The following is a 20,464-nucleotide window of genomic DNA, read 5'->3' on the forward strand; positions in this document are numbered from 1 at the left end:
CGGAACCGGCTCCGCGTGGCGGACGCTACTGCGCGCTGCAGCCCCTCGGCGCTCTACTGCGCTCCGAGAGATGGCAGGATCCGTTCCACGCCATCCACCTCCAGCGCCCAGTCCGGCCGTCGGAACAGGTCTGCCTCGAGACGCATATGCACTTGCTTAGTCACCTCACCTGGGCGGGCAACCACCTCGGACACGCCGTTCGCTTCGTAACCCAACGCGCGGGAAACCCCAAGCGAGGCGCTGTTCCATTCGGCGGCTTCTGACAGAGCAGTGGCGGCACCGAGGTGGTCGAACGCAAACAGGAGCATTGCCGCCCGCATCTCCCTGCCGATGCCGCGTCCCTGCACGGACTGTGTGAGCCAGGAACCGCTGTGGACTGTGCGCAGGACAGAGAAATCACGGGCGGAGATGTCCTGCATGCCAACCACGCACCCTTCGAAGCTCACGGCGAGATTTATGGTCCAGTGATCCCGTTCGAGGGAACAGCGCTGACGCCACTGGTGTTTGGCGGTTTCGCGGATCAGGACGTCGCGGGGAGCGTCCGTCCACGGCACGCTGAACGGCATGACTGCCGGGTCATGGATCCCGGCCAGCGCCGCATCGACGAGCTCGGGCAACTGCTCATCGCGGATGGGTGTCAGCGACAACCTCGGAGTTCGAAGCTCGAGCCCGAAGAGCGGCCACACGTCGGTGGGCAGCATCATGACGCTTCGCGCTTGCGCCGCACCTTCCGCACCTTGCTGATGACAAAGAACGCCAGCAGAAGCACGACGGCGGCAATCACCAGCTTCTGGAAGATGTCCGCATACTGCTCCACAAGGTGCCAGTTCTCGCCCAGGTAAAAGCCAGCCAATACGAAGATGGAGTTCCAGATGAGGCTCCCCGCGAGGGTCAGGCCGAGGAATGTCCAGACCGGCATTCGTTCGATGCCGGCAGGAATGGAGACCAGGCTGCGGAAGATCGGCACCATGCGCCCGAAGAACACGGCCTTGTAGCCGTGGCGGTTGAACCATGCCTCCACGCTGTCAACGTCCTCAAGATCGACCAGCGGCACCTTGCCTACCAGCCGGCGCATGCGGTTCCGGCCAAGGAGCACGCCCAGCATGTACAGCAGGTAGGCCCCCACGACGGATCCGGTTGTGGTCCAGAACAACGCCTCAAACAGGGTGAAATCTCCCCGGCTGGCGGTGAATCCTGCCAGCGGGAGGATGACCTCGCTCGGAAGGGGCGGGAAGAGATTCTCGAGAGCGATGGCAAGGCCCGCGCCGGGCGCGCCGATCGTCTCCATCATGGTGACCGCCCAGTCGGCGACACCTCCGAGGGCGGATTCATTCCCGGTCTGCAGGGGCAGGTAGCTCACGAAAGTCCTCATATCCCGATCAAGTTTGCCCTATCGAACTGTGCACGCTGGAACGGCAGTTGAAACGCCGGCCCAGGACGATACGGTCAGCGCAGGACCTCGATGATCGACGGCAGCAATGCGGCAAATGCCTTGGCCCGGTGGCTGATGGCGTTTTTCTCTTCGGGGGTCAGTTCGGCACAGCTGCGGTTCAGGCCGTCAGGCTGGAGCGCCGGATCATATCCGAAACCGCCGTCTCCGCGCGGCTCGTTGAGCAACGTTCCCCCCAGTTCGCCCCGGGTCACGACGTCGGCACCGTCAGGAACTGCCAACGCTGCGGCGCACACGAACCTGGCCGCCCGCCGATCCGCCGGAATGTCGGCGAGCTGGCTGAGCAGCAGGTGCAGGTTCGCGGCATCATCACCGTGCCTCCCGGCCCACCGGGCCGAGAAGATGCCGGGAGCTCCCCCGAGCACGTCGACGGCAAGGCCGGAGTCATCGGCCACCGCGGGGATGCCCGTGGCTTCCGCCACTGCGCGTGCTTTGAGGAGCGCGTTTTCCTCAAAGGTTGTCCCGCTCTCCACCACGTCGGGAGCACCCGCCGTGACGGCATCGATCACCTGGGTGTCGACGTCGAGCCCGGGAACCCGGTCCCGCAGCAGGGCGCGGAGTTCACGCAGCTTGCCCGCATTGCGGGTTGCGAGAACCAGCCGTGCCGGTGCAGACCCGGCGTGCTCAGGCACCGGCGGCTTCCCCGAGCGTCTCGCGCTGGATCTGTGCGAGTTGTGACGTTCCCAGCAGGGCGAGGTCAAGCAGGGCGTCCAGTTCGTCCCGGTCGAACGGAGCGCCCTCGGCGGTCCCCTGAACCTCGACGAAGCTTCCGCTTCCCGTCACGACGACGTTCATGTCAGTTTCCGCGCGGACGTCTTCGACGTAGGGCAGGTCCAGCATCGGCACACCATCGATGATGCCGACGCTCACCGCGGCGACCGTATCGGTCAATGGACGGGAGGACTGCGGAATGATCCCGTGTTCCTTGGCGTACCGGATCGCCTCGGCGAGCGCCACATACGCGCCGGTGATCGCGGCGGTACGGGTGCCGCCGTCGGCCTGCAGTACGTCGCAGTCCAGGACGATGGTGTTCTCCCCCAGCGCACGGGTATCAATGATCGATCGGAGGGACCGGCCGATCAGGCGTGAGATTTCATGGGTACGCCCACCGATTCGGCCCTTCACCGACTCACGGTCTGAGCGGGTGTTGGTGGCACGGGGAAGCATGGCGTACTCGGCCGTCACCCAGCCCTTGCCCTCGCCCTTCAGCCACCGGGGAACACCGGTGGTCAGCGAAGCAGTGCACAGCACCCGCGTGTTGCCGAACTCGATCAGCGCGGACCCTTCGGCCTGGTTGGACCAGCCGCGCGTGATGCTGATGTTTCTGAGCTGGTCCGGCGCCCTGCCGTCTGCCCGGACAACTCCATTTTCGGAAGCGGATGGAGACATGGATGCAGAAACGGACCCGGGAGAGGAAGGGGAAGTCATGGGTCCAGTCTGCCAGAGGCCGTTCTGTGTGAGCGATTTACGCAGGTGCGGACCGGTCCCGCCGTCATACCGAGTAGGAGACCCCGGCAACGGCGACTGCGACATCCCCCGAGTAGCTGCTCCGCGCCTCTTCCATGGTCCGGACCGCGTCATTCCAGACAGGGAGGTGGGTAAGCAGCAACCGCCGCGACGCGGCGGCGGATGCGACGTCGCCGGCCCGTTTCCCCGTCAGGTGGACGCCGCGGACGGCGTCGTCCCTGCCTTCGTGGAAAGCGGCTTCGCAGAGGAAAATACTTGAATCGGCTGCCGCCTCGATGAGACCGTCGCACGCGTCAGTGTCGCCCGAGTAGGTTAAGACCCGTTTTCCGCCCGGAACGCCGGGGTCGGCCACTTCGACGCGCAGCGCGTATGCCTCCTCGACCGGATGAAGGACGGGATAGGGCGTAATGCTGAAGGGCCCTACCTGCACGGCCGTCCGCGGTGACCAGGCGTGGAACTCGAAGTCCTCGTGCATCCCGGGTTCCAGGTCCAGCCCGTAGGCGGTGGCCATCCGGTCTGCAGTGCCGGCGGGCCCCCACACGGGGATCCGCGGCTGGTTCCAGCCCTCCGGGTCCCAGTGGACTGCCACGTGTAAGCCGCACAGGTCCATGCAGTGATCGGGATGCAGGTGGGTCAGCAGGACGGCATCAATGTCCCGCAGGTCCATGTAGCGCTGCAGCGCGCCCAGCGACCCATTGCCGAGGTCAAGCAGGATCCGCCATGTCTTGCCGTCCTCCTGCACCGTCACGAGATAGCAGGAGGCAGGCGAATGCGGGCCGGGGAAAGATCCACTGCATCCGACGATGGTCAGCTTCATACGCGGCGGCTCCCGCCGGCATCTGCGCGGGCGGTGGCAATCATCTCCGGAGTGATGCGGGCCATGCTCCCCGTCGGGTATTGGGCCGATACATGGTCAACGTGTTCCACGCTGAGGACTTCCGGACCAAGAAAGCGCCGTGCAAGCTCCTCGAATCGCGCTGCGTTCCCGGTGGCGACGAAGTGATGTTGAGGCTGGCCGGAGCCGGTGCGCAGGAGGTTATGGGACACGAGTGCGCGGTAGACGTCCTTGGCAGTTTCCTCCGCACTGGAGACAAGCGTTACGGAATCGCCCATGACGTACGAAATCACCCCCGTCAGGAGCGGATAGTGGGTGCATCCGAGAACCAGCGTGTCGACGTCGGCCTCCTGCAGCGGCCGCAGGTAGCGGGCTGCTGTTTCCAGAACCTCGGAACCTGCAGTGACGCCGGCTTCCACGTAGTCAACGAAATCCGGACAGGCCGCGGAGAAAATCTCCAGGTGCGGGGCCGCGGCGAATGTGTCCTCGTAGGCGCGGGAGCCGACGGTGGCACTGGTTCCAATGACACCCACCCGGCCGGTGCGCGTGGAGGCCACCGCGCGCCGGACTGCCGGCTGGATCACCTCGATGACCGGAATCCCATACCGGGCGGTGTAGCGCTCGCGGGCATCCCGCAGCACGGCAGCGGACGCCGAGTTGCAGGCGATGACCAGCAGTTTAACGCCGGAATCGACCAGTTCGTCCATCACGCCGAGCGCGTACGCCCTCACCTCGGCGATGGGGAGCGGGCCGTACGGGGCGTGGGCGGTATCTCCGACGTAGAGCACCGATTCGCGGGGTAGCTGGTCGATGACTGCCCGGGCGACGGTGAGACCTCCGACGCCTGAGTCGAAGATGCCGATGGGTGCTTCGGTGGACCTCAGTGCGGCCATCTCGGCAGCCTCAGAGTCGGCAGGGTCAGAACTCATGATCTCTTGAGAATAGGACGCGCCGCTCCGGTTGGCGAAGAGATGGGGCGTGTCCTTAATCACAGTGTTTCCCCGCGGGCGGGGCACGCGACCGTCACCGGACGGTCATTCGGCGGGCTCTACAGTCGCAAGTAGAGCTTGCATCAGCCCCTCCTGCACCCAGGTGACGAAGTTGTAGACCAGGGCGAGATAGGACTCAAGATCATCCGCGTCCTCAAGGTTCGCAATCTCGTGCAGCCGCGCGGCGTCGTCGTCGGTTTCGATCTTCAGGCGGTCAGCCAGAACCAGCCGCACGTCATTGAGCGCGCGGGCCAACACCTGCGCCTGGTCCGGGTTCATAACCACCCGGGTGTTCTCAAGCAACAACGCCGCCCCGCGCAGGACACTGACTTTCTCTTCCCGCAGCGAGCGCTCGGTAAGGCGGCGGAATTCGAGCGCGCCGTCGTCGTCGTTCTTCACAGCGTCCGGCAGCAGGCGGATCACCGCGCTGTCCTCAGGCTTCACTGCTTCCATATCGAGGCCTACCAATGCCACCAGGGGATCCTCGTTCTCCCGCTTCTCCGGTTCGAGCAACTGCACGACGTCGGCGAACAGCCGTCGCAGCAACTTCAACTCGCCCGGTTCGAAGTCACCGGTGATACCCCGCCGCGTTCTCCTGAATGCCCTGGCCACTGCCGCTCCCTATGCGTCCGCTGTCTGGAAAGTAGCCCACAGGCCGTACGAGTGCATTGCAACGGTGTCCCGCTCCGCCTGTTCCCGGGAACCGGTGGAGACAACCGACCTGCCCAGCTCATGAACCTCAAGCATGAGGGTGCGAGCTTTAGCCTCGCTGTAGCCGAAGTAGGTCTGGAAGACGTACGTCACATAGCTCATCAGGTTGACCGGGTCATTCCACACGATCACAACCCACGGCACATCGGTACTGGTCAGCGAGTCTTCTTCCGTCGCCTCAGTCTGGTGGGTTTCGGGAACAACGCCAACACTCATGGTCCCCATTGTAGGTTGGCGGGCGGATGCCACTGCGCGACCCCCGGCGCGGGCCCTTCTGCACACCCTGCCGGTACTCACACAGCAAACGCGGGGCTAGAGTTTTGGTGTGAGCCCCCATAAAACCTGGCAGCACCCCAATTCCGCGCTCTACACGGACCACTATGAGCTGACCATGCTGCAGGCTTCCCTTCATTCGGGAGCCGCGCACCGTAAGTCCGTGTTCGAGGTCTTCACCCGGCGCCTGCCGGAGGGGCGCCGCTACGGCATCGTGGCGGGAACCGGGCGCCTGCTTGAGGGCCTGAAGCATTTCCGCTTCGAGCAACCGCAGCTGGACGCGCTGTCAGCGGCTGGGGTTGTCGATGACGCCACGCTCGGCTGGCTCGCGGACTTCCGCTTCACCGGCAGCATCTGGGGGTACGCCGAGGGCGAAGCCTACTTCCCCTCCTCTCCCATCCTCATCGTGGAGGGCTCGTTTGCGGAGGCGTGCATCCTCGAGACGTACCTGCTCTCCGTCCTGAACCATGACAGCGCCATAGCCTCCGCAGCATCCCGCATGACAGGGGCTGCCGGAACCCGCCCGTGCATCGAGATGGGTTCCCGGCGGACGCAGGAGGAATCAGCCGTGGCGTCCGCGCGTGCAGCCATCATCGGCGGCTTCGCCAGCACCTCCAACCTCGAGGCAGGACGCCGCTACGGCCTGCGGACCGTCGGCACGGCAGCGCATTCCTTCACGCTGCTCCACGATTCCGAGCCCGAGGCCTTCGCCGCGCAGGTCGCCGCCCTCGGGAAGGGCACTTCGCTCCTTGTCGATACCTACGATGTCGAGCAGGGCGTCCGCAACGCTGTCGCCGCCGGAGGGCCGGATCTAGGAGCGGTGCGCCTTGACTCCGGCGACCTCGTTGAACAGGCCCGCTGGGTCCGGCAGCTGCTCGACGACCTGGGCAACCACCAGACGCGCATTGTGGTCACCTCCGACCTTGATGAGTACGCCATCGGCCTGCTCGCGTCCGCTCCGGTGGACTCCTACGGCGTCGGCACCTCCCTCGTCACGGGCTCAGGAGCGCCCACCGCCGGCATGGTTTACAAACTGGTCAGCCGGACGGACGACGACGGCACTTTCGTCTCGGTGGCGAAGGTCGCCAAGAACAAGGCCTCCGTGGGAGGCCGCAAATACGCGCTGCGGCGCCTCAACGAGTCCGGCACGGCGGTCGCCGAAGTGGTCGGGATCGGCAATAATCCGTACGACGACGGCAACGACCGTCCGCTGCTGCAGCAGTTCGTGGCAGACGGCGAGGTGCTGCCCGGGTGGACCGGCCGGGAGGGCGTACAGCGCGCCGTCGAACGCCACCGGGTGTCCATGGCGGAGCTGCCAAGCTCCGTAATGCGGCTCCAACGAGGGGAGCCCGCTATACCCACCGAGTACGAGGAGTCCGCATGACACGCGCACTAATTATCGTCGACTTACAGAACGATTTTTGCGAGGGCGGATCCCTGGCGGTCGCCGGCGGTGCCGGTGTGGCTCAGGATCTCAGCGATTACATAGACGCCCAGGGCGACCACTACGACTACATCGTCGCCACCCAGGACTGGCATATCGACCCGGGTTCCCACTTCTCCGACCAGCCGGATTTTGTGGATTCGTGGCCGGTGCACTGTGTGGCGGACCAGCCCGGCGCCCAGTTCCACCCGAATCTGGACACCGAGGGGCTCGACGCCGTCTTTCGGAAGGGGCAGTACGAGGCGGCGTATTCCGGCTTCGAGGGCGTTCTTGCCCCCGAGGACCAGGTGCCCACCGGTGACCAGAAACTGGGCGCGGCCGTTGCGGTCACAGCCGACGATGCCGTCTCGCTCGACGACTGGCTGCGCGACCACGAGGTGGATGAAGTGGCGGTCACCGGCCTGGCGGCCGACTACTGCGTGCGGGCCACGGCCCTGGATGCGGTGGGCGCCGGATACACCACGCGGCTCCTCGTCGACTACATCCGTCCCGTTCACCCCGAACGCCTCAGTGAAGTTCTCGCCGAACTCGAAGACGCCGGCGTCGAACTCATCGACTGACCCGCACTCGGCCGCGGACGTAGCGGAAGGGGCGGGTCAGGTGCGCCCGATGAACCAGTCCTGGAGCTTCTTCAGCCGCCGCCGGAGCTGCTCCTCGTTCGCCTGTGCCACGGCCGGACCGCCGCACGCCTTGCGCAGCTCGGTGTGTACGACACCGTGCGGCATCCCGGAACGGGCAGACCAAGCCGATACGTTCTTGGCGAGCTGTCCACGCAGTTCCGTGAGCTGGCGGTGATCAACCACCTCAGGAGCCACCGGTTCATGTGCGGCAACCGGGCGCCGTCGTCGTGATTGCTGCTCCTGCTGGCGCTGCCGCAGCAGAGCGCCCACCTGATCGGCATCAAGCAGACCGGGGATTCCAAGGAAGTCCAGCTCCTCCTCGCTGCCCATTTCGCCGCCCGTGCCGAACTCACCGCCGTCGAACAGCACGCGGTCAAAGGAGGCCTGGGACTCGAGCGCCTCGAACTTCTGCTTCATCAGCTCACCGGAGGCCTTCTCCTCACGGTTCGCGGCCTCCATCAGCGCTTCTTCGGGCGCGAAGCCGTCCTCGTTGTTCTCCGGCCGGTCGAGCGCGTGGTCCCGCTCCACTTCCAGCTGGTTTGCCAGCGCCATGAGGTTCGGTACCGAAGGCAGGAAGACCGACGCCGTCTCCCCCCGCCGTCGTGCACGCACAAACCGTCCTACGGCCTGCGCGAAGAACAGCGGCGTGGCAGTTGATGTGGCATACACGCCAACTGCCAGGCGCGGAACGTCCACGCCCTCGGACACCATGCGGACGGCGACCATCCAGCGCGCCTCGCCCGCGGAGAATTCCTCGATCTTTCCCGATGCCTTGGCGTCATCGGACAGGATGACCGTGGGTGATTCACCCGTGATCTTCTTCAGCTGCCCTGCATAGGCCCGTGCATCCTCGTGGTCGGTGGCGATCACCAGGCCGCCCGCGTCCGGGACTGCGCGCCGGACCTCGGTGAGGCGCCGGTCGGCCGCCGCAAGTACTGCCGGAATCCATTCGCCGTTCGGGTTCAGGGCGGTCCGCCACGCCTGCGCGGTGATGTCCTTGGTGACGGCCGCCTCGCCGAGGGAAGCCGCCATCTCCTCCCCCGCGCTTGTCCGCCAGCGCATCTGGCCGGAGTAGGCCATGAACATCACCGGACGGACTACGTGGTCCCGGAGTGCTTCGCCGTAACCGTAGGTGTAATCCGAGCGCGAACGCCGGATGCCGTCTGCATCTTCCACGTACTCAACGAACGGGATGGCTGCCGTGTCAGAGCGGAACGGGGTTCCGGTGAGGGCGAGCCGGCGGGTTGCGGGTTCGAAGGCTTCGCGGATGCCATCGCCCCAGGACAGTGCATCACCGCCGTGGTGGATCTCGTCGAGGATCACCAATGTCTTTGCTGCTTCGGTCTTCGCCCGGTGCAGCATCGGTTTGCTGGCCACCTGCGCGTAGGTCACGGCGACGCCGATGAAGCCCTCGCCGTGACGACCGTCGGCATTGCGGAAGTTCGGATCAATCGACAGCCCGACCTTGGCGGCGGCGTCGGACCACTGTCGCTTGAGGTGGTCCGTGGGAGCAACGACGACGATGCGGTTGACGATCCGCCGGTCCACCAGTTCCGTAGCGACCCGCAGCGCGAAGGTGGTCTTACCGGCACCAGGCGTTGCTACCGCCAGGAAATCCTGGGGAGAGTTGGCGAAGTACTTCGCGAGCGCCTCTTCCTGCCACTGCCGAAGCTTGGGTGCGGTACCCCAGGCGGCTCGTTCCGGGTACGCGGGAGGAAGAGCCGGACCGGCGCCGAACAGTGCATTGTTGCTCACTCTTGGGACGGCACCTTTCGTGTGTCGGTCGTTACTGGGAGGGGTTCCCGGTCGCCCCGGGCAGCCCTCAACCCGGCCACTATACCGACTACCGCGAAGACGCACAGAGCCAGCCAGATTGCAACAAAGACGGGTACCTGCCCGGGTGCATCCGGGTCCCGCAGGAGGGCGAACATGCCACCGGCACCGGCGGTTCCGATGACCCCGCCGAGCTGGTCCGAGAGTTGCAGCGCGGCCGAATTGCGGCCCTGCTCGCTCGGGGGTGACAACTTGAGGACGAGCACCGACGTGCTGGAGAGGGTCAGTCCCATGGCGAAGCCGGCAGCACTCCACACGAGCACGAGAACCCAGAATGGAACCTCAGCCGCTGCGGCGAGGGCAAGGCCACCGATGCATAGAGCCAACAGGGATGAGCCGATGACCAGCAGCCATTGACGGCGGAAGCTCACCCGGGCCTGGACGAATGAACCTGCGCTCCAACCGATCGCGGCAGCACTCAGGGCGAGGCCCGCTGTTGATGCGCTCAGACCGCGGGCGGAGACCAGCATCAGGGGCACGAAGGCTTCCGCACCGAAGAAAGCGACCGTCAGAAGGCCGCGAGTGGCAATGACGCTGGGGAGCCCCGGCGCCAGGCGCACTGTCCCGGGAGGCAGAAGCCGGGGGAAGGCGACAGCAGCGGCAGCAAACCCGGCCACTCCGAACGCCACCAGGAGCCAGGCCCGTACCGTGTCGGCAAAACCGCCCGTAGCGATTTGCGTTAGAGCGAACTGGGCTGCGAAGACGCCAGCCGCCAGCAGTACGCCGGTCGCTGCGTTCCTGCGCGCCGCCGCGTCGAGCGGCTCACGCGCACCGGAAACCTTCAGGCCCCGTGTACGCGGCCAGACCAGCAGGAACGCCGCAACAACCACGGGAGCTACGCCCAGGAAGACCCAGCGCCAGCTCGCCTGTTCGGCCAGCACGCCGGAAACGTACGGCCCGATCAGCGAGGGCACCACCCATGCGGCGGCAAGCCAGCCGAACACCACGGGCTGCATACGCTGGGGGTACGCCCTCGCGATGATCACGTAGACGGCGACAATCATGAAGCCGCCGCCGAGTCCGGACACAGCGCGTCCGGATGTCATGATCCAGAAGGCCGGAGCGCTTCCGGATACCGCGAGGCCGGCAACCATGAGACCCAGGCCGGCGGCAAGTGCCGGGCGCGGTCCACGCCGATCGCACCAGATCCCGCCGAGAACGCTGCCGAGCAGCGAAGCGGTCAGGTACATGGAGAAAGCCAAGCCATAACTGGATACACCGTCCAGTTCCGCTGCCACCGACGGCATTGCCGTCACCACCGCCATGGCCTCGAAGGCGGCGCAGGTGATGATGGCGATGACCCCGACCGTCAGCGGCCGCAGAGAGGACATCTCCCCGCCACGCAAAGCCTCTGGTTGTGACATGGCTTCCTCACGAACATGCGAACGTCCGCCAGGCCGGGCCCGGCGGACGTGCCAATCAACTTTCCTAGGACTTGTCCCCGGGACGCATGGAGTTGTAGATTTCCTTGCACGTTGGGCAGACCGGGAATTTCTCCGGATCCCTGCCGGGCGTCCAGACCTTGCCGCACAGAGCGATTACAGGCTCTCCGGACAGCGCCGACTCCATGATCTTCTCTTTGCGCACGTAGTGGGCGAACCGATCCCTGTCACCGGGCTCGATCTCCTCGCGCAGTTCCTCGCGCTCGATCGTAGCCGTGGATGTGCCGGAATCGCCGGGTGCTCCGTGGGGGCTGTCATCAAATGGGTCTGCTGGCGTGCTCATTGCTCCATCCTACTGCCGATGCTGTGTGCGGTCAGGGGCTCACTTATTGACGCTGACTGCCTGCAGCAGTTCGGGGCCGCGCTTGTCATACCAGGCGCCACCGAGGCGAATACCACCGATGAGAACCGCGCCACCGAGCACCACCCCCGCGAGGAGCGTCAACCAGCCGAACATGGCGCTGCCGGTAAGGAGGTACGCAATTGCCAGCGCGATCTCCGGCAGCAGAAGCACCAGCAGGACCACCCAGCCAAGGAACTGGATGGCGAGCATCGAAAACCCCGTTCCGGGCGGTGTCTTGAACGGGCTTTCGCCGGGAAGCGGAACATTGTAGGTGTAGCGCGCGGAGAGGACACTTGAAAATCCCGCTCCCGACAGGAGCGCACCGAGAGTCAGCCCGAGCATCATGGGGAGATCTGCCAGCGAGCCGCTCATCCAGAGCGGGACGATGGTGAAAATCAGCACCACGGGCACTGCGAAGACCATCAGGGCGATCGTTCTGCCCGCGCGATCCGCCCTGCCGCTCACCCCAGCCGAGAGGTGAAGCCAGAAGGCGGTGTTGTCGTAGGAGATGTCCGCCGAGATGGACCAGGCGAGCAGGAAGGCCGTGATTGGACCGAGGTAGTTTAGCAGGAACAGGTCACCGGACTCCCCGTTGATGAACCAGAGCAGAATCGGCAGCAGCGGCACCACAATGATTGATGCGGCATACCGCGGGTCCCGCATCCAGTAGGTAAGGGCGCGTGCGGCGACCGCGCCCGTGGGCGTTGCCGGGAAACGAGCGAAGAGGCCCAGCCGGCCCGCACCCTTACGGGTCACTGCGTTATACGGCGGCGTGACCAGGGCATGGCTAAGGCTCCTGTGCCAGAGGTAGACCAATCCCGCGATGGTGCCCAGACCGATAGCAAAACGTGCCAGAGCAGTAAGCACCTCACCCGCGGCAAGGTCCGCAGGGATGGCAACGAAGACGCCGAGGGGCGTCCACGCCATCACATTCGCCAGTTCCCCTGCGAACTGGGGTGAGTTCTGGAACCCTGCGGTGATTCCGGCAGATATCGGACCGAGAAGAATAAGTGGGATGATCGCGATCGTCGAACTGAGATCCTTGAACCGCCGCGAAGAGGCGAGAGCTGTGCCCGCCGTCGTAATCAAACGGGAACCCACGATGCACAGCAGGACAATACAGACCGCGCACACGATCGCTGCGAGCGCCGCAGCAGGGTAACGAATCCAGGTCAGGGCCAGGGTAAGGAACGCGATCAGCGTGACGACCCCTGGGATACCGATGACACCGCCAAGAGCGAGCCCGGTCATAAGCTGACGCATCGGTACGGCGAACGTGACAAACCGGGCAGGATCCAGCGTCATGTCGACGCCCGCGGCAACAAGAGGGATGACCAGCCAGCCAAGTACAGCAGCAGATCCGCCCAGCACCACAACGGTTCGGATCAGTTCGAGGTCCAGGGCGCCCAGACCGATCAGGCCCGCGACGATCAATCCGAGCAGGCCCAGGCCGTACAGACCGCCGAGGATCACTCCGACAAGCTGCCAGGTGCTGCGGCGGAGCGAGTTGCGCAGAAGCAGGAGTTTTAGCTTCAGGAGGTGCGCAACCATGACAGCCCCTCTGCGGTGTTCCTGCCCCCGACAAGCTCCACGAACCGGTCTTCAAGGCTCGCGTCGCCACGCACTGCGTCGACCGTGCCCGCAGCCAACACGGTACCTGCCGCGATGACGGCGACGTGGTCACACATACGCTGGACCAGGTCCATGACATGGCTCGACACGATCACGGTCCCGCCGGAACGTACATAGGTGGCGAGGATATCGCGGATATTGGCCGCCGACACCGGGTCAACCGACTCGAACGGCTCATCCAGGACCAGCAGCCGGGGCGCGTGAACTAGTGCGGATGCGAGGGCGATCTTCTTCGTCATGCCGGCTGAGTAGTCCACCACGAGGGTTCCGGCGTCCTCCGCCAGATCGAGCGCCCGCAGCAGGTCCGCGACCCTCGTTGCAACCTCGTCCCGGTCCATTCCGCGAAGCAGGCCGGCGTAGGTCACCAGCTGTTCACCGGTCAACCGGTCGAAGAGCCGGACACCATCCGGCAGTATCCCCATCAGCCGTTTGGCCTCGAGCGGATTCTGCCACACACCCACGCCATGCACCCACGCCCCGCCATGATCCGGACGCAGCAGTCCCGTGGCCATGGAGAGCGTTGTGGTCTTGCCCGCACCGTTCGGCCCGACCAGCCCGTAGAACGACCCGGCCGGAACATCGAGGTCGATGCCATTGACCGCGACCTTGTCGCCGAAGCGCTTCGCCAGCCCGCGCAGCGCCAGTGCGGGCCGGCCGTCCGCCTGTGCGTCGACCGGTTGCTCATGCGGTTCCGGGACAGGCGGGAGCGAGGGGAATGGCGGGGAGGTCATGCGTCAACGCTAACAACGGCGCTGGCCGCATTCGTCATCCGAAAGGACTAAAAACCCGCCATACGCTGGTACCGACAGGATCTAGAACAGCGCCCTCGCCAACGCGCTGCGCGCCTTGTTCACCCGCGGGTCAGTGGGACCGATGATGTCGAACAGCTCCAGGAGACGGACACGTGCCGCCTCCCGGTCCTCTCCAGCGGACCGGGCAATGAAGGTGGTCAGTCGCGCGAAGGCGTCCTCCACATGCCCGCCCGCCAAATCCAGGTCGGCTACGGCCAGCTGGGTCTGGAGGGAGTCCGGAGCTTCTGCCGCCGCAGTGCGCAGGGCGGTGGCGTCTGCGTCCTGAAGCCGCTGCATCAGCTGTACCTGCGCAAGGCCTGCCTTTGCGTCGGCGTCGGCCGGTTGTTCCGCCAGGGCCTTGCGGTAGGCAGCGGCAGCTGCGGCGTAATCGCCTGCCTCGATGGCGTCGAACGCCTCCTGGTGCAGTGGCGGCAGGGATTCTTCAGCCGGTTCGCCCGCGGCTGCCGGATCACCGGCCGGCGCGTCATTGAGCGAACCGCTCACACCGTTGGCCTGTGCGACCTTGAGGAGTTCATCCACGTAGGTCCTGATCTGGGGTTCTGCGAGCATGCCCTCGAACAGGGGCACGGGCTGTCCCTTCAGGATGCCGACGACGGTGGGAACGCCCTGCGCCTGGAACGCCTGTGCGATCCCCGGCTGGCTATCAAAATCGACCCGTGCGAGCAGGATCCGGCCAGCCTGTTCCACTGCGATCGCCTCGAGGACCGTGAGAACCTGCGAAGACTGGTCGCTCCAGGAAGCCCCCAAGGCAACGATCACGGGTACCTGGGCGGACAGCTGCACGAGCTGCGGAAAAACCTGCTCGGTGACGTCGACGATATAGGCGCTGCCGCTTTCCGCTGCACCGGTAGGGCCGGCGCCTCCGGCAGCCGGTCGGCCCGGTGTGCCGCCCGGCGCACTGCCGGACTGCGCTCGGGCTTTCAGCGCCGACAGGTCGACGGCGCCGCGCAGGTTCATTGACGACGGCGCGGAGCCGCCGGGGATATTCGGAGTGGTCATGCTTTCACCTTATTACTGGGGCAATATGTGTGGGCAAAAAGAGATTCTGCTGAGGATCTTCCGGCGTCATCTCAATTCAGCGGAAAGCAGCTGCTGCGCGGCACCGATTACGGTGATTTTCCCACCACTGCCTTCGGCGGGAACGTACATCATCACTGCTTCCCCGTAATGGACGTCGATGCCGTCCTCCGTGGACTCTTCACCGGTGAGCGCTTCGTAGACCGTATCCTCAAGGGCGATCGAGTCTCCGGGCCCTTCCGGCACGCTGCTGTAGGTGTGGTCGAGATATCCGAACACCATCGCTCCACCGTCACCGGTCGAGATTGCCCTCGTGTATTCAGCGACGGGTTTATGAGAGAAGGTGATTTCAGCCGAATCATTCCCGGCATCGGCTACCACGTCGGACTGGAACGAGGTGATCGCATCCGCGAAGGAGTTCGACTCGAATGTCGCCTCGTTCCTGCCGTCCGGGCTGGTCAGGTAGTCGGCAATGGCCGCAACTGCATCCTCCGGGGAAGCAACGAGGCCCTCATCGCCGTCGACGGGAACCTCCTGAAGACCGTCCGGTGACCCCGCTGTGGGGAAGGTTGTGCCGGGCAGCATCTGGATGGAGGAGGTGAGCCGGTAATTGGAACGGGGGTCCTCCTGCACGAGCACGAGCGCCTGCGGCACCGGGTTTGCCTCGCCCTGCGTCAGAGCGACGACGGTGCGGGGCCATTCGTTCGCCGCCGGGATCATCGTTGTGAGTACCGGATCGGCGACAACCGGCGTGGGTGCGGGCACATCATCAGCCTGGGCGCGGACTGAATAGTTGGCGCTTCGCAGGGCGGCGGCCGCGCCGGCAACGCGCGGCTCAAGGAGGGTGGCGTCAGCGGCGGCATCGGCTTCCGTGACCGTGGTGGCCACGGAAGCAAGAATGCGGTCCAGCTGGCTCTCCAGGATCACCGGGTGCTGTTGAGCCGTTCCACTGTCGACCGGCCCCGCGGATTCTGAAGGCACCACGGATTCTGAAGGCACTGCGGATTCTGAAGGCACTGCGGATTCCGTGGCAGCCGGCTCGCTCGGCTGCGCCGACTCGGTCTGGGATGCTTGGCCCACAGCAGTTCCGGAAATCCCGAGTGCGGTCGCCAGTCCAATCGCTGCCCATGGACGAACGGGGTGGGCAGCGAAAACAGTTCCCGAATCGCGGCCACGGTTCTGCTGCCGGGCATGGGCGCGGGAACCGACTGTGGCTGGTTGACGCCGGGGCCTGCCCGGCGTCATAAAGGCAAGGGCAATACCGAGGACTAACAGCAGCGCGCCCAGGATGATCAGCGGGACCGCCCACGGAGTCGCCGTGTCGTTGGCGCTTGTGATCGAAATCGCGGTGGGAGCCGGAGATTTGCCGTCAGCAGCGATGAGGATGGACCACTCCCCCTCGCCCGGATCGAGCCAGCGGTGGGTCAACGTGCGGTCGGCGGTTTCCTCGCTCGTCCAGAGGTCCGCGCCGCTCGGGTTGGGAACCGTCTCCTCACCTTCCGCGAATTCGGTCAGCAGCTCATCCTCTCCAACACCGGTCACCGTAAGATGAGCCGCGTCTGCCACCCAGGAGTCGACGTCGGACGCCCTGCCCACAGCAAGAGTGAAGGTGCCCTCCGATTCCACCGTGATGTCAACGTCCTCGGTCTCGGTTTCCTTGGCACCGGCATCAATGACTGTGACAGGTCCGCTGCGTGCATCCGCCGGGACGGCAACCGTCACCGTTTCCGACGGCGCCCACCAGGTGAGCTGGCCGATACCCAGCAATACCAGCAGCGCGCCGATCGCCATGGCGGGAACAGCAAGAGGAAAGCGCACGCGAGAACCTAACGTTGGGTTGGGTGAAGCCCGGATCACCGGGCAAAAAGGACTAGACCCATGGTAACGAAATGTGTTGGCAGCACCTGCCGGGCACCGGCATCGGGCCCCGCGGCGAGGCTTCCCCAGCCAAGGCCCGGAGCGAGGCCTGCGTTTGCCACGAAGAGCCTTACGCGCCTGTTACTGTTTCGCTAGTCATACAAGGGTTCTGCCCGTGCCGATACGCGAACGAAAGCGGACCATTACGTGAGTGAACACGAAGACGTGCCGATCAGCGAGCCCCTGCCTCGCCCGGCGTCGTCAGTGACGGAGGCGCCTGAGGCGGAAGAAACCGTTCCGCGTGTTGAGGCACGCCGCCGGGCACTGGGTATCGCCATGGCGCGCCTGCGGCACCTGATGCCGGTCGCGCACCCCCGGCCGCGATTCGAGTTCCCGCCTGAAGTCAGCGATGACATTCCCGTGGACGAGTCGGTAACCATCAGGGATGCCCGGCTGAAGTTCGGCGGCCCGCAGCCGCGGTCCATGCGCCAGCACCCCATCCACTTCGGTTTCATGGCCAGCGTCGGTGCGGGGCTGGCGCTGCTCGCATACTTCATGATCACCAACGTCGGCCATCTCCTGGTCTGGATCGGCGCCGCACTGTTCATAGCCCTCGGCCTGGACCCGATCGTGCGCTGGCTTGAAAACCGGCGTTTTCCCCGCCCAGCCGGCATCACCCTGGTGCTGACGATGCTTGTGGGCATCATCGTGGCTTTCTTCGCGGTCCTTATCCCGACGATCGTCTCGCAGACGACCCAGCTCGTTGAACGGGCTCCGGGTTATGCGCGGGAATTTCTTGCTTCGGACTTTTTCCAGACCGTCGACCAGCAGTTCGAGTTGCGTGAACGGGTCACGGAGGAAGTAAACAGGTTCTTCGCCGATTCCGAGGCGGTCGGTGGCATCTTCGGCGGCGTCGTGGGGGTCGGTACGGTCATCCTCAACAGTGTGTTCGGTGTCCTGGTCATCCTGGTGCTCACGCTGTACTTCCTTGCCTCACTGCCGGCGATGAAGAAGTGGGCCTACCGCCTTGCCCCGCGCTCACGCCGCGCGCGCGTGGAGCGGCTCGCTGAGGAAATAACGAGCAGCGTCGGCAACTACGTGATCGGGCAGGCGTGTGTCGCCCTGCTGAATGCAACCTTCGCGTTCATTTTCATGACGATCGCTGATGTCCCGTTCTCTGTCCTCCTCGCATTCATTGTGGCGATGCTGGCATTCATACCGCTGGTCGGTGCGATGATTGCGGCCGTCGTCGTGAGCCTCGTGGCTCTCACCGTCGGATGGCAGACCGCGGCGCTCTTCGCGGTGATGTACGTTGCCTACCTCCAGGTGGAGGCGTACTTCATCTCTCCGCGCATCATGCAGAAGGCTGTGGCGGTGCCGGGCGCGGTGGCCGTCATCGCGGTCATTGCGGGCGGAAGCCTGCTGGGCGTGCTTGGGGCGCTCATCGCCATTCCGTTGGCGGCCGGCGCGATGCTGCTCCTCAAAGAGGTCTTCATCGCGCGCCAGGACAACCAGTAGCGGCAGCCCCAGGAGGACGGCGCTCTAGTCCGCGCGCGCCGTCGGACCTTCCCATTCGGTGGGCAGGCTGACTGCTTTCCCGAGCACGACGCCGGCAATCTCATCAAGCACGCGGCTCACGTACTTCTCCCCCACCCAGAGGTGCTTCGCGCCGTCGGCGCCGACAACGCGCGCCTGGGGCACTCGGGCGAAACGTTTGGCGGCTTCCTCTGGCCGGAGGAAATCATCATGCTCCGGGACCAGGACGTGCAGCGGAAGGCCTGACCTTGCCCAGGAGTCAAGGTCAGGATCCTCTGCGCGGTGCAGCGGCGGAGAAAGCAGAATCGCGCCCTCGATGAGTTCGGCGACGGGCTCCCTTGCTCCGTACTTCAGGCAGAGCTCGGTGCCGAAGCTCCAGCCGACCAGCCATACGTGGGTCAGCCCTTCGTTGACGACCCACCGCACAGCTGCTTCGAGATCATGCTGCTCCAGGCCGCCGCCGTCGAACTCCCCTTCGCTGCGACCGCGCGGGGATGCGGTGCCGCGGGTGTTGAAGCGAAGGACCGCAATATCCGCCAGCGCCGGAAGCCGGAAGGAGGCCTTGCGGTAGACGTGTGAGTCCATGAATCCTCCCGCAGTGGGAAGCGGATGCAGCGTCACGAGCGTCGCTGCCGGCGTTCTGCCCTCCGGTGAGGCGAACTCGCCCACCAGCGTCTTGCCGTCCGCTGTCGTCAATTCAACGTTGCGGCGGGTGGCGGGCAGCACTGTCCCTGCCCTTATCTCGGCGGGTTCGGAGCTTTCGGAGAACTGGTACACGGGCTCTGGGCTGGTCATCTGATTCAGTCTACTGAAGTTACAGGTGCGCCCCGGGGGACCGGCCCGCTGTTCGTGTCGGCCGGTTAACCCGACCGGCGGGTCCGCCAGCACGTTAGATGCCAGTGGCGCCGGTCTGCCAGCGCGGTTTCCGCCCCAAACAACGAATCCTCCTGCCACGCCACGAGGTGGGCAAGGCCGGGCGGGATGTCGCGATGGCAACCCGGGCACACGTAGTGCTTCGCAGCGTTCCGTTCGGTGATTCGCCGGACCGACCAGACGCCGTCGGATGCGGATTCCCTGGTCGGAATGCCCGCACGGGCGCGTTCGAGATCCAGTTCCGGCGCATCGGACCACTTTGGACGCGGCTGGCCGCGGGGCTTCCGGGGCCGGTTGGATCGGGGCATGGATCCAGTCTGCACCGAAGGCTCGGTGAACAGAAAACCGCCGCCGGCCCGGTAAAGTTCCAAGGGTGCGTTTAGTTATTGCCCGCTGCTCCGTTGATTACGTCGGACGCCTCCGTGCCCACCTTCCGTTGGCGACCCGGCTGCTCATGGTGAAAGCCGACGGGTCGGTTCTGGTTCATTCCGACGGCGGTTCATACAAGCCGTTGAACTGGATGAGTCCCCCGGCCACGCTTAGGATCCTCGAGCCCGCGGCCGAGGACGCCGAACTGGGTGTGACCGAGACCTGGAATGTGCAGCATGCCAAGAGCGATGACCGCCTGGTGATCAGCATCCACGAACTGCTTCACGAAAGTTCGCACGAACTTGGGGTGGACCCTGGGTTGGTCAAGGACGGGGTGGAAGCCGATCTACAGAGGCTCCTCGCGGAGCAAATCAGTCTCCTCGGCGACGGTTATTCACTCATTCGCCGCGAGTACATGACCGCCATCGGTCCGGTGGACATTCTGGCCCGTGACGGTCAAGGCCGGACAGTTGCCATTGAGCTGAAACGACGCGGCGACATCGACGGCGTCGAGCAATTGACCCGGTACCTGGAGCTGCTCAACCGGGACCCGCTCATGGCTCCGGTCAAGGGAGTTTTCGCGGCCCAGCAGATCAAGCCTCAGGCGCGAGTCCTCGCTCAGGACCGTGGCATCGATTGCCTCACCCTCGACTATGACGCCATGCGGGGCGTCGACGACGTCGATTCGCGCCTCTTCTAAAACCAACTCCGCGGACGGTGTGCGCTACACGACCGGTTTGAACCGGTTACCGCAGTCCTGACCGTCCGGATATTCGAATTTCCCCTTAACAATCGGTTTAATCGTCGGATTGTCCGTTGACCAGCCCATACGGCTATGTGATGCTTATTTCAGTCTTTGTGTACGTGGTTTTCATGCTCGCAAGACAGGTTGCGAGCGTGAAGTTTCGCGTAGGTACAAGGTCATTCCTGTCCTCGGTGGAATTCACGCGAAGTAACTCGC

At 65.0% G+C, this 20,464-nt stretch carries 21 protein-coding genes; 4 read left to right on the forward strand and 17 right to left on the reverse strand.

What is annotated here, in order from left to right:
- Positions 1–53: 53 nt before the first annotated feature.
- The 8 genes from AC4D1W_RS04650 to clpS all read right to left on the reverse strand — a co-directional run bounded on the left by AC4D1W_RS04650 (position 54) and on the right by clpS (position 5,668).
- Positions 54–704, reverse strand: coding sequence for a GNAT family N-acetyltransferase (locus AC4D1W_RS04650; RefSeq protein ID WP_490889119.1), 651 nt, complete (start codon positions 702–704; stop codon positions 54–56).
- Entirely contained in the window at positions 701–1,360 is a 660-nt protein-coding gene (locus AC4D1W_RS04655) for a DedA family protein (protein ID WP_490897970.1), read from the reverse strand. Before AC4D1W_RS04655 ends, AC4D1W_RS04650 begins: the two co-directional genes overlap by 4 nt.
- Positions 1,361–1,446: 86 nt before the next feature.
- Complete coding sequence (rdgB, locus tag AC4D1W_RS04660) at positions 1,447–2,082, reverse strand: RdgB/HAM1 family non-canonical purine NTP pyrophosphatase (RefSeq protein ID WP_490889123.1); 636 nt, start codon at positions 2,080–2,082, stop codon at positions 1,447–1,449.
- The gene (rph, locus tag AC4D1W_RS04665) at positions 2,075–2,839 is read right to left on the reverse strand and encodes a ribonuclease PH (protein ID WP_490898219.1); all 765 of its coding nucleotides are present in this window, start codon (positions 2,837–2,839) and stop codon (positions 2,075–2,077) included. Before rph ends, rdgB begins: the two co-directional genes overlap by 8 nt.
- Before the next feature lie 103 nt (positions 2,840–2,942).
- A complete protein-coding gene (locus AC4D1W_RS04670) occupies positions 2,943–3,734 on the reverse strand; it encodes an MBL fold metallo-hydrolase (RefSeq protein WP_490889126.1) in 792 nt (263 codons plus the stop codon).
- Positions 3,731–4,681, reverse strand: a complete 951-nt coding sequence (gene murI, locus AC4D1W_RS04675) for a glutamate racemase (protein WP_490897971.1) — start codon at positions 4,679–4,681, stop codon at positions 3,731–3,733. Before murI ends, AC4D1W_RS04670 begins: the two co-directional genes overlap by 4 nt.
- A gap of 105 nt (positions 4,682–4,786) precedes the next feature.
- Positions 4,787–5,353, reverse strand: coding sequence for a DUF2017 domain-containing protein (locus AC4D1W_RS04680; protein WP_490897972.1), 567 nt, complete (start codon positions 5,351–5,353; stop codon positions 4,787–4,789).
- A 9-nt stretch (positions 5,354–5,362) separates the two neighbouring features.
- Complete coding sequence (clpS, locus tag AC4D1W_RS04685; protein WP_490889132.1) at positions 5,363–5,668, reverse strand: ATP-dependent Clp protease adapter ClpS; 306 nt, start codon at positions 5,666–5,668, stop codon at positions 5,363–5,365.
- A 109-nt stretch (positions 5,669–5,777) separates the two neighbouring features.
- Here clpS and AC4D1W_RS04690 point away from each other — a divergent pair, with 109 nt between their 5' ends.
- Together AC4D1W_RS04690 and AC4D1W_RS04695 are read left to right on the forward strand one after the other, a co-directional pair.
- A complete protein-coding gene (locus AC4D1W_RS04690; RefSeq protein ID WP_490897973.1) occupies positions 5,778–7,109 on the forward strand; it encodes a nicotinate phosphoribosyltransferase in 1,332 nt (443 codons plus the stop codon).
- Complete coding sequence (locus AC4D1W_RS04695; RefSeq protein WP_490897974.1) at positions 7,106–7,729, forward strand: isochorismatase family protein; 624 nt, start codon at positions 7,106–7,108, stop codon at positions 7,727–7,729. Before AC4D1W_RS04690 ends, AC4D1W_RS04695 begins: the two co-directional genes overlap by 4 nt.
- Positions 7,730–7,765: 36 nt before the next feature.
- On the opposite strand, the gene AC4D1W_RS04700 is transcribed toward AC4D1W_RS04695, so the two are convergent.
- The 7 genes from AC4D1W_RS04700 to AC4D1W_RS04730 form a co-directional block, all read right to left on the reverse strand.
- Positions 7,766–9,544: a DEAD/DEAH box helicase gene (locus AC4D1W_RS04700; protein ID WP_490889136.1), complete on the reverse strand. Its 1,779-nt coding sequence runs from the start codon at positions 9,542–9,544 to the stop codon at positions 7,766–7,768.
- Positions 9,541–10,986 (reverse strand): MFS transporter, encoded by a 1,446-nt coding sequence (locus AC4D1W_RS04705; RefSeq protein WP_490897975.1) that lies wholly within the window; start codon positions 10,984–10,986, stop codon positions 9,541–9,543. Before AC4D1W_RS04705 ends, AC4D1W_RS04700 begins: the two co-directional genes overlap by 4 nt.
- Before the next feature lie 64 nt (positions 10,987–11,050).
- Positions 11,051–11,347, reverse strand: coding sequence for a DUF3039 domain-containing protein (locus AC4D1W_RS04710; RefSeq protein WP_490889139.1), 297 nt, complete (start codon positions 11,345–11,347; stop codon positions 11,051–11,053).
- A 39-nt stretch (positions 11,348–11,386) separates the two neighbouring features.
- Positions 11,387–12,958: a transporter gene (locus AC4D1W_RS04715; RefSeq protein WP_490897976.1), complete on the reverse strand. Its 1,572-nt coding sequence runs from the start codon at positions 12,956–12,958 to the stop codon at positions 11,387–11,389.
- On the reverse strand, positions 12,940–13,770 hold the full coding sequence (locus AC4D1W_RS04720) for an ABC transporter ATP-binding protein (protein ID WP_490889141.1): 831 nt from the start codon (positions 13,768–13,770) through the stop codon (positions 12,940–12,942). The genes AC4D1W_RS04715 and AC4D1W_RS04720 overlap by 19 nt, the downstream gene beginning before the upstream one ends.
- Positions 13,771–13,851: 81 nt before the next feature.
- Positions 13,852–14,850, reverse strand: coding sequence for a co-chaperone YbbN (locus tag AC4D1W_RS04725; RefSeq protein WP_490897977.1), 999 nt, complete (start codon positions 14,848–14,850; stop codon positions 13,852–13,854).
- Between the two features lie 66 nt (positions 14,851–14,916).
- On the reverse strand, positions 14,917–16,686 hold the full coding sequence (locus tag AC4D1W_RS04730) for a DUF8094 domain-containing protein (RefSeq protein WP_490897978.1): 1,770 nt from the start codon (positions 16,684–16,686) through the stop codon (positions 14,917–14,919).
- Positions 16,687–16,932: 246 nt separating this feature from the next.
- Here AC4D1W_RS04730 and AC4D1W_RS04735 point away from each other — a divergent pair, with 246 nt between their 5' ends.
- Positions 16,933–18,243, forward strand: a complete 1,311-nt coding sequence (locus AC4D1W_RS04735) for an AI-2E family transporter (protein WP_490889147.1) — start codon at positions 16,933–16,935, stop codon at positions 18,241–18,243.
- A 24-nt stretch (positions 18,244–18,267) separates the two neighbouring features.
- On the opposite strand, the gene AC4D1W_RS04740 is transcribed toward AC4D1W_RS04735, so the two are convergent.
- Together AC4D1W_RS04740 and AC4D1W_RS04745 are read right to left on the reverse strand one after the other, a co-directional pair.
- Entirely contained in the window at positions 18,268–19,056 is a 789-nt protein-coding gene (locus AC4D1W_RS04740) for an alpha/beta hydrolase (RefSeq protein ID WP_490897979.1), read from the reverse strand.
- Between the two features lie 65 nt (positions 19,057–19,121).
- Positions 19,122–19,442 carry an Rv1322 family protein gene (locus AC4D1W_RS04745; protein WP_490897980.1) on the reverse strand — a complete coding sequence of 107 codons (321 nt, stop codon included), beginning with the start codon at positions 19,440–19,442 and terminating at the stop codon, positions 19,122–19,124.
- Positions 19,443–19,507: 65 nt separating this feature from the next.
- Between AC4D1W_RS04745 and nucS the strand changes: the two genes are divergently transcribed.
- The gene (gene nucS, locus AC4D1W_RS04750) at positions 19,508–20,203 is read left to right on the forward strand and encodes an endonuclease NucS (protein ID WP_490889152.1); all 696 of its coding nucleotides are present in this window, start codon (positions 19,508–19,510) and stop codon (positions 20,201–20,203) included.
- Positions 20,204–20,464: the final 261 nt, after the last annotated feature.

The organism is Arthrobacter sp. TJ-170 (genome assembly GCF_058269305.1).

Bases quoted from the DNA above. Each gene is read 5' to 3' on its own strand.
- AC4D1W_RS04650 (WP_490889119.1), bottom strand. From the start codon at position 704: ATGATGCTGCCCACCGACGTGTGGCCGCTCTTCGGGCTCGAGCTTCGA.
- rph (WP_490898219.1), bottom strand. From the start codon at position 2,839: ATGTCTCCATCCGCTTCCGAAAATGGAGTTGTCCGGGCAGACGGCAGG.
- AC4D1W_RS04670 (WP_490889126.1), bottom strand. From the start codon at position 3,734: ATGAAGCTGACCATCGTCGGATGCAGTGGATCTTTCCCCGGCCCGCAT.
- murI (WP_490897971.1), bottom strand. From the start codon at position 4,681: ATGAGTTCTGACCCTGCCGACTCTGAGGCTGCCGAGATGGCCGCACTG.
- clpS (WP_490889132.1), bottom strand. From the start codon at position 5,668: ATGAGTGTTGGCGTTGTTCCCGAAACCCACCAGACTGAGGCGACGGAA.
- AC4D1W_RS04695 (WP_490897974.1), top strand. From the start codon at position 7,106: ATGACACGCGCACTAATTATCGTCGACTTACAGAACGATTTTTGCGAG.
- AC4D1W_RS04705 (WP_490897975.1), bottom strand. From the start codon at position 10,986: ATGTCACAACCAGAGGCTTTGCGTGGCGGGGAGATGTCCTCTCTGCGG.
- AC4D1W_RS04710 (WP_490889139.1), bottom strand. From the start codon at position 11,347: ATGAGCACGCCAGCAGACCCATTTGATGACAGCCCCCACGGAGCACCC.
- AC4D1W_RS04715 (WP_490897976.1), bottom strand. From the start codon at position 12,958: ATGGTTGCGCACCTCCTGAAGCTAAAACTCCTGCTTCTGCGCAACTCG.
- AC4D1W_RS04720 (WP_490889141.1), bottom strand. From the start codon at position 13,770: ATGACCTCCCCGCCATTCCCCTCGCTCCCGCCTGTCCCGGAACCGCAT.
- AC4D1W_RS04725 (WP_490897977.1), bottom strand. From the start codon at position 14,850: ATGACCACTCCGAATATCCCCGGCGGCTCCGCGCCGTCGTCAATGAAC.
- AC4D1W_RS04740 (WP_490897979.1), bottom strand. From the start codon at position 19,056: ATGACCAGCCCAGAGCCCGTGTACCAGTTCTCCGAAAGCTCCGAACCC.
- AC4D1W_RS04745 (WP_490897980.1), bottom strand. From the start codon at position 19,442: ATGCCCCGATCCAACCGGCCCCGGAAGCCCCGCGGCCAGCCGCGTCCA.